Origin of the sequence: Shewanella sp. 10N.286.52.B9 (assembly GCF_002873635.1) — a bacterium.
In the GTDB taxonomy this organism is placed as follows: domain Bacteria; phylum Pseudomonadota; class Gammaproteobacteria; order Enterobacterales; family Shewanellaceae; genus Shewanella.
This window is the reverse complement of the sequence record NZ_MCTY01000164.1, coordinates 58,445-65,171: the sequence shown is the minus strand read 5'-3', so window position 1 is coordinate 65,171 and position 6,727 is coordinate 58,445. Positions and strand designations below refer to the sequence as shown.

9 protein-coding genes are annotated in these 6,727 nt (G+C 36.9%); 2 read left to right on the top strand and 7 right to left on the bottom strand.

Features of this window, described 5'->3' with window-relative positions; all coding sequences use genetic code 11:
• Positions 1 to 21 precede the first annotated feature (21 nt).
• From BCU91_RS09655 to BCU91_RS09640, 4 genes are all read right to left on the bottom strand, one after another.
• Positions 22 to 405 carry an STAS/SEC14 domain-containing protein gene (locus BCU91_RS09655; protein WP_102531375.1) on the bottom strand — a complete coding sequence of 128 codons (384 nt, stop codon included), beginning with the start codon at positions 403 to 405 and terminating at the stop codon, positions 22 to 24.
• Between the two features lie 303 nt (positions 406 to 708).
• Complete coding sequence (locus BCU91_RS09650) at positions 709 to 1,011, bottom strand: YkgJ family cysteine cluster protein (RefSeq protein ID WP_102438623.1); 303 nt, start codon at positions 1,009 to 1,011, stop codon at positions 709 to 711.
• A 199-nt stretch (positions 1,012 to 1,210) separates the two neighbouring features.
• Positions 1,211 to 1,900: a pseudouridine synthase gene (locus BCU91_RS09645; protein WP_102438621.1), complete on the bottom strand. Its 690-nt coding sequence runs from the start codon at positions 1,898 to 1,900 to the stop codon at positions 1,211 to 1,213.
• A 43-nt stretch (positions 1,901 to 1,943) separates the two neighbouring features.
• A complete protein-coding gene (locus BCU91_RS09640; RefSeq protein WP_102438619.1) occupies positions 1,944 to 2,696 on the bottom strand; it encodes a hypothetical protein in 753 nt (250 codons plus the stop codon).
• Positions 2,697 to 3,061: 365 nt separating this feature from the next.
• On the opposite strand from BCU91_RS09640, the gene BCU91_RS09635 reads away from it, so the two are divergent.
• Complete coding sequence (locus BCU91_RS09635) at positions 3,062 to 3,490, top strand: hypothetical protein (protein WP_102438617.1); 429 nt, start codon at positions 3,062 to 3,064, stop codon at positions 3,488 to 3,490.
• 51 nt (positions 3,491 to 3,541) lie between these two features.
• Here BCU91_RS09635 and BCU91_RS09630 read toward each other — a convergent pair whose 3' ends face one another.
• Positions 3,542 to 4,270, bottom strand: coding sequence for a DUF4937 domain-containing protein (locus BCU91_RS09630; protein ID WP_102531374.1), 729 nt, complete (start codon positions 4,268 to 4,270; stop codon positions 3,542 to 3,544).
• 35 nt (positions 4,271 to 4,305) lie between these two features.
• Positions 4,306 to 5,277: a bile acid:sodium symporter family protein gene (locus tag BCU91_RS09625; protein WP_241904059.1), complete on the bottom strand. Its 972-nt coding sequence runs from the start codon at positions 5,275 to 5,277 to the stop codon at positions 4,306 to 4,308.
• 281 nt (positions 5,278 to 5,558) lie between these two features.
• On the opposite strand from BCU91_RS09625, the gene BCU91_RS09620 reads away from it, so the two are divergent.
• A complete protein-coding gene (locus BCU91_RS09620) occupies positions 5,559 to 5,738 on the top strand; it encodes a DUF6435 family protein (protein ID WP_102476817.1) in 180 nt (59 codons plus the stop codon).
• Between the two features lie 34 nt (positions 5,739 to 5,772).
• Here the strand turns inward: BCU91_RS09620 and BCU91_RS09615 are convergent, their stop codons facing one another.
• Entirely contained in the window at positions 5,773 to 6,585 is an 813-nt protein-coding gene (locus BCU91_RS09615) for a RecX family transcriptional regulator (protein WP_102531372.1), read from the bottom strand.
• Positions 6,586 to 6,727 lie beyond the last annotated feature (142 nt).

Sequence of the window (6,727 nt, the reverse complement as noted above, 5' to 3'; positions counted from 1 at the left end):
TAATTGTATGTTATTAAACATTTATTTTTCTAACCATGCTAACGCCTTTGCTTTTTCTTCAAAAAACTGTACCTCACCACTCATAAACCAAGCTGCAACTTTAGTACTATAATTTTGCCAATTTTTATTACCCCAAATAGCCACTTTTTTAAATTCATTATTATGTTGCAGGCCAAGTTTTAAATCATCCCAGGCTGCTCGAAGTTCCCAGCCATCAAGTTCAGTTCCATCAATAAACACGTTTACTTTCGGGTGTTTTACCTCAGCTAACGCCGCATCGAGTAATGGCGTTATGACTAAATAGTCGTTATGAGTTAAAGTGCCAGTCGCCTTTAATGATAAGTACACATCGTCGTTAACCCGTTCTATACCAATACTCAATCCATGTGTTTTTACAGATGACATAATAAACCCCTTAGTTTATTGTGGGTATAATTAAATTTAGCAGCTTTTAAGCATAATTAAAGCTTTTGTTAGCTTTTAATGAGCACCTGATTGATAGAGGTTTATTTTAAGAACTTACTTTAACACTTGTAAAAATCTAGCAGCTGTAACAATAAAATCTGTGATTGTTGTTAAGGGTTATATCATTTTTAAGGCAAGTTAGAAATATAGAAGAACTTCGGGTTACTCATTGAAAAGTATTGTCTTTTTATATAATCAACCCCACTCATTGAGGCTGTGGCCGCCTCGTAAGCTATAATTAAGTTATTTGTCTAGCTTAACAATATGGGTTCTTTCTTGTTCACACTCATAAGACCCCATTTCAAACTCACGGCAAATCCACGGTCTATTTTCATAAATAGTACACATTAACGTTTCTCTATCTACTGCAGCGCACCATCCATCATCTAATCGTTTCATGGTTTGGCTACCCCAGCTGTCTTCACTGATGTATTGCTCTGGTACACCGGTGTCAGAAATAATCATCACTTCAAGTTTGCAGCAGCATGCTTGGCAACTTGAACAGGTGATTTCTGGATCAACAATGGTCGTGATATCAATAGTCATAATTTACAGCTTATAAGTAATGGCAAGTTTGAAGTGGCTTTTGAGGTTATGTTTTACGTTTTGGTAAAGCATAGAGTGTTAAACCTAAATATACAGCGGATAATAGCTTAACGAAGTGTTATTCACTATCGCAATTGTCATTTAAAGACTCAATTTAGTGATGTTTTATCATTGACAAGCCAAGCTGATGAAACATCCATCAGCTATTGAACGAATTGACCTCAGCTTCAGTAAGGTAACGCCATTGATTACTGGAAGTATTTAATTTTATCTCACCTATTTGCTCACGATGAAGCTGGGTTACTTTATTGCCCACAGCAAAAAACATACGTTTAACTTGATGGTAGCGACCTTCAGTAATACTTAGTAGTACCTGGCTTTCGTTTACTGTTGTGATTTTAGCTGGCAATGTCGGTTTGGTTTCACCGTCCAGTAAAATCCCCTGCTCTAACTGTTTAATCGCTTGAGTTGATAGCGATTTAGCTAAATGTACCCGGTATAGTTTCGCGCAGCTCATTTCAGGGCGAGTAATATTAAAAGACCATCTGCCATCATCAGTAATGAGCACTAAGCCCGTTGTATCTGCATCAAGCCTGCCAACAATATGTAATTCGTCTTTATTATCGATATCAATATCGTTAAACAATGAAGGATAATGTCCATCGACATTTGAACAAATCTTGTCTGCCGATTTATGCAAAAGTAGATATCGAAATGGCCTTGGAGTTAACGTCTGACTATTTAACTGTATGAGGTTATTCTCATGGACTTGGTGTTTTACATCCTTGATAACCCCATGATTGACACAAACTTGCCCTGCTTCAATTGCGGTTATCACCTGAGTTTTAGTCAGTGCAGTACTTCTTAATACAAATTTATCTAAACGCATAAGGTCCTAATACAATTGCCAATAATCGCTTCAAATAACTCGTTTAATTCCAGCTTTGTTCAATTGCGGTCGATAACGCAGAAGAGTAACTTGATAAAATTGCAGTGTGGCCAGCGGTAAACATGGCAAAAGAAGCATCTATAGGTTCTACAATACCTGTGCTCGTTACATCAACATTTAAAGTTGGAAACAACATCGTTTTAGATTTGATTACGATATCTTGTGCTTCCGTTAGTGAATACTCATCATTAGAGAATGCGGCATTAGACAAAATCGATAGCTCTGAATCTGAAACTTCTTCTATACTTGTGGCATTGTCTAAGGCAAGTACTGAATCTTCACTTGAGTCTGCTAAGTTTGCGATTTTATAATCTTCAGGCTCAGACCATGTGTAGCTATAACCACTATCAAAATCATAAATTCGACTATTTTCAAACTCGATTTTTGCTATCGCACCATCAGCAGGCAAATGAAAAATTACTCGGCTAGCATTGGTACTTTTGGCATAACTATTTTTTAATAACACATCATTAAACGTGTATTCTACTCTTAGTTCAAGGGCACTTTCGTCATTGTAATTGCTGACACAATGAATGCTTATGTTGTCGGTAGCATTACATAAACGTTTAACCGTTGTCTCTGATAAACCTAGTTGTTGAGCATTACTGCTAAAGTTTTTATCTATTTTTGAGTCTTCATCATCGTCTCCGGGATGTAAAATACCGTCGATGAGATCACAACCGCCAAGGTTCAAACACAACACGCTAAAAGCAACGAGCTTAATTTTTGAATCCATTTAACTACTACTCCAATATCTAATATCACCTCATTTTGACACGATAGCATTGTTTTTATAGGTTAAATAGTAAAACCTTAGCTTCATCATGCTTGCTTTCAAAGCTTTAAAATTAAGTCAACATTCATGGTTATTTCAGCTCCAACATCATTAACGTTTAATTCCTATGGTCTAAATATCAACCAGCTCATTAAACACAGCCTATATATGTAGGATTCAATCCTTCATATGGCATTCAGCACAGCGTTAATGATTGATTATGATGTATTTAAACAAATCATCGTAAAAACTTAAAACAGTAGTTATCGGCCTAATTTTAGGTGATTTTAAACATATTTTACGAATTAAAAATTTAGGGTAATAGAATGAAAAAGACATTGGTTGCAGCATTACTTATTTCACTATCTGCAGGTGTTTCTGCAGAGACATTGAACGAAGCAGCCCATCATAAATTAGACTCAGCAATGGAGCAGTTAATAACATTAGATGAGCAAACTGATATTCTTATCACTGTTGATAAAAATGCTAATTTTGAACGCGTTACCTATCAAGGATTTGTCAAAGACGTTTATAGCGAAATTTATACCACAAGCCACAAAGCTAAACAGCTTGGGCTTGAAAAAGTGAACAAATTCTATGTTTATAATGAATCTAATATAGATAAGTTAAGTGATAAAATTGCCGTAAAAATTGATCAAGATAAACCAAAGGCATTCTCAGTTGATTTGTACCGAAACTATCGCAATGACTCTGGTAAATTTAGCTATATCGCTCGTATTATTGAATACAAATAGACTTTTTATTTACCGGTGACTTTTTATTAAAATTAAGCAGGCTGTTGAATATCAGTCTGCTATATCCTTAGCTATTTCAATAGCTCTTGCTTGCACATTCCATTTCGCCTCTAGCTTAATAACCTGTTCAGATAACGCTGTTAACTGCCCTTGTTGTTCTTGCTTTGGCTGGATTTTATTTTGCATTAAAACAACTTTTTGTTGATTGCTCCACCAGCAAACCAGCATGAACTCAACTTTTGCTTCTACGTTTGTATCTTCTTGGGCACTAGCTTGTGACTTAAGTGAGCGACTAAGCCTTAAAAGCTGGCAATCAATCAACCCCTTTGATGAGTAGTTGTCAAAGTAAAGTTGCTGCAGTTGCGCCATTTGCGCTAAATCAGCCACATAATGACTAATGCTGATAATCTCTGAGTTGAGGTGAGCCACAACTAAGTTTGACGATGTTGGCAACATTTCAAAATACTTAACCTGGCAGGTTTGGTAGGTTTTACCCTGATGATTAGTGGTAAATATTTGATCGTGCGTAGTTTGCATGAAGGCAGTAACATCTTCAACTGACTGCCAAAACCCGAAAACCACGGCGGTATTTATGTTTTTATCATACAACGGTGCAGCATAATTTTGCAAAGGTAGTTTATTTAAATCAGCGCGCCAGCCACCCGCTTGTGCTAAAAATCCGCTACAATTTTCTAATTGCTGCCAAGCACATTGGCTTGCTGTAAAAGCGGCAACATTATCATCATCTACAGTGCAGCTAATTAGTTTTAAAATTGTCATTACCCATCCTTATGCATTGAATTTAATCAGTTACATTATTTTGCTAATCGCTTTGCATAGCGATTAGCTAACAGTGCACAATAAAAAATCTGTATTGGGTGATACAGCATGATGGGTAACAAAATCATTCCCAATGCGGGATCAGATCCAAAAATAACCTGCGCCATCGGTACTCCAGCTGCCAAGGTTTTTTTAGTGCCGCAAAACACCGCGGCGATTTCATCTTCCTTATTAAATTGACATCGCTTAGCGCCCCATTGGATCCCATGCACCATCAACAACAGCACTAGGATACAAATGGCAATACAATACAGCAGTAACCAAGCTGAAAATTCACTCCAAATACCATTAATAACCGAATCACAAAAGGCATTGTAAACAATTAAGATGATGACGATTTTGTCTACTTTGTTTATCACGGATTTATGTTTCTCTATAAAGCGCAGTAATAACGGCCTTAAAAGCTGGCCAACAATCATTGGAATTAATAATAGTTTGGCGATAGAAAACACCGAATCCATCAGGTTTAATTCAGCGCCATCGAGATTCATAAACAGCTGAATAAATAATGGCGTTATAAAAACGCCTATAATACTTGAAAGCGATGCATTGAAAATTGCCGCAGGTATGTTGCCTTTGGCTACGCTTGTCATTGCTACTGAAGAAGATATGGTACTTGGCAATACGAATAAATAGCAAAAACCAAACGCTAGCGCTGCAGGCATAAAGGCTAAAAGTGAATCCCCAAAAAGTAGCCACAGGATCGGGTAAGCAATAAAAGTGGCCGATTGAATATAAAGGTGTAGTCGCCAGTTAGTAACGCCCGCTTTTATTGCCTTAGGTGACAGGTTAAGCCCATGTAAAAAAAACACCATGGCAATACCAATAGCCGTTACTTGATCAAGCTGTAATATCCCGCCAGACTTGCCCACATCAGCTGACACCATAGCCAATGCAATCGCTGCAACCATAGCGACTAAAAACCATTCTTGTTTTAATTTACTCATTATATTCATATCAAAAAATTTAACCTTAACAACTTAAAAACGTAAACTTATTAAAAAATCTCTTTACTGCAATGATTCTTAGGTTGAATTTTTTTCACGACTTTTTGATGTGCCGAATGAAAAGCGAACCTAGGGGCTCAAACACTGTTAGCAAGCATGACCAACAGCAATTTAATTTAACAGCCAATATATAAACTTACGACCATTAAAATTGCACTTTTATAAACTATTTCCTCGTTGAGGCGTATAACTATGCATCTTCTTTCTAACAGGATTCACCTATGTTTGGCATATTCAAACGAGATCCCATTAAAAACTTACGCAAGCAATATGATTTAACGCAAGAACAAGCCATGCAGGCACAAAGAAAGGGGGATATAAAAAGTTATGCTAGCCTTTCCTCTGCAGCAGAGAGTATTTGGCAACAGATTGAATTAGCACAACGACAAGCTAGTAAGTAGCTTTAAAACTCCAAATAGTTTAAATAGACAGAAGCTATGCATCATCATCTAAAGTCATGGCCTCTTTTATTTCATCACTATCAAAGCCTTTTCGAGATAAGTAAGCATAGGCTTTGGACTTTTCTTTATAGTCGGATAAGTCATAACGCTTTTTAGCCAGCTGACTTTTACAACTGAGATAAAAGTCTAACTCTTCTGTTAGGCTTAGTTGGTATATCAGCTCTTCGAAATCACTGACATCAAGAAGCCGCTGTTTTAATTCTTGCAAGATCAGCATTTTGCCTTTGCCTTTATTATACAACTTGATAATTTCAGACTTCAGGTCAGCCTTGTCTGCTTTTATGGCTAATTTACTGCGCAGGGTGTCAACTTGAGGGTGTTGTGATAGTGCGTAATCAATTTCAGCGCGAGAAAACCCTTTGGTGGTCATCTGTGAATAAACTTTTTCTTTATTAGTGCCATGAAAGTGTTCAAATTTGTTTTGCAATCGTGCTGTCGCCATTTCAAATGAATCGACATTTTGCTCATGCATGACTTGTTCAATTGCGGTATCAATTTCAGCAACTGATACGCCTCTTAATTGTAATTTACGTTTGATAGCGCCTTTAGCCGTCTCATGACTAAAGGCCAGTTCGCAATAGCGAACGGCAAAATCAAAATCTTTTTTCAAATAGCCACTTTCAATGAGTCTAGCGAGAACAGTGTCAATCCATTGCTGGTTATCGGTTTTACGCTCAAGCTTGGTGCGAATTTCATTGATAGTAAAATCTTGCTGACCAAGGTGCCAATAGGCACTGTTGAAAACATTCTCGATTGTTTTGGCTTGACGAAGTGGCTTACTTTGCATAAAAAATTTTAATTGATTAGAAATGACAAAGGCAGTTTAGCAGACCACTACTCTGTTCAGAACTAGAAGTTCCTGCCACGGTAAAATGTCTGCTTTATTCGTGGTAAATATTAATCGCTTTATGAATATTAACTATGCCCGT

Excerpts from the sequence above, each read along its gene's own strand:
- BCU91_RS09645 (WP_102438621.1), bottom strand. The coding sequence starts at position 1,900 with ATGCGTTTAGATAAATTTGTATTAAGAAGTACTGCACTGACTAAAACT.
- BCU91_RS09650 (WP_102438623.1), bottom strand. The coding sequence starts at position 1,011 with ATGACTATTGATATCACGACCATTGTTGATCCAGAAATCACCTGTTCA.
- BCU91_RS09630 (WP_102531374.1), bottom strand. The coding sequence starts at position 4,270 with ATGACAATTTTAAAACTAATTAGCTGCACTGTAGATGATGATAATGTT.
- BCU91_RS09625 (WP_241904059.1), bottom strand. The coding sequence starts at position 5,277 with ATGAGTAAATTAAAACAAGAATGGTTTTTAGTCGCTATGGTTGCAGCG.
- BCU91_RS09635 (WP_102438617.1), top strand. The coding sequence starts at position 3,062 with ATGAAAAAGACATTGGTTGCAGCATTACTTATTTCACTATCTGCAGGT.
- BCU91_RS09615 (WP_102531372.1), bottom strand. The coding sequence starts at position 6,585 with ATGCAAAGTAAGCCACTTCGTCAAGCCAAAACAATCGAGAATGTTTTC.
- BCU91_RS09655 (WP_102531375.1), bottom strand. The coding sequence starts at position 405 with ATGTCATCTGTAAAAACACATGGATTGAGTATTGGTATAGAACGGGTT.
- BCU91_RS09640 (WP_102438619.1), bottom strand. The coding sequence starts at position 2,696 with ATGGATTCAAAAATTAAGCTCGTTGCTTTTAGCGTGTTGTGTTTGAAC.
- BCU91_RS09620 (WP_102476817.1), top strand. The coding sequence starts at position 5,559 with ATGTTTGGCATATTCAAACGAGATCCCATTAAAAACTTACGCAAGCAA.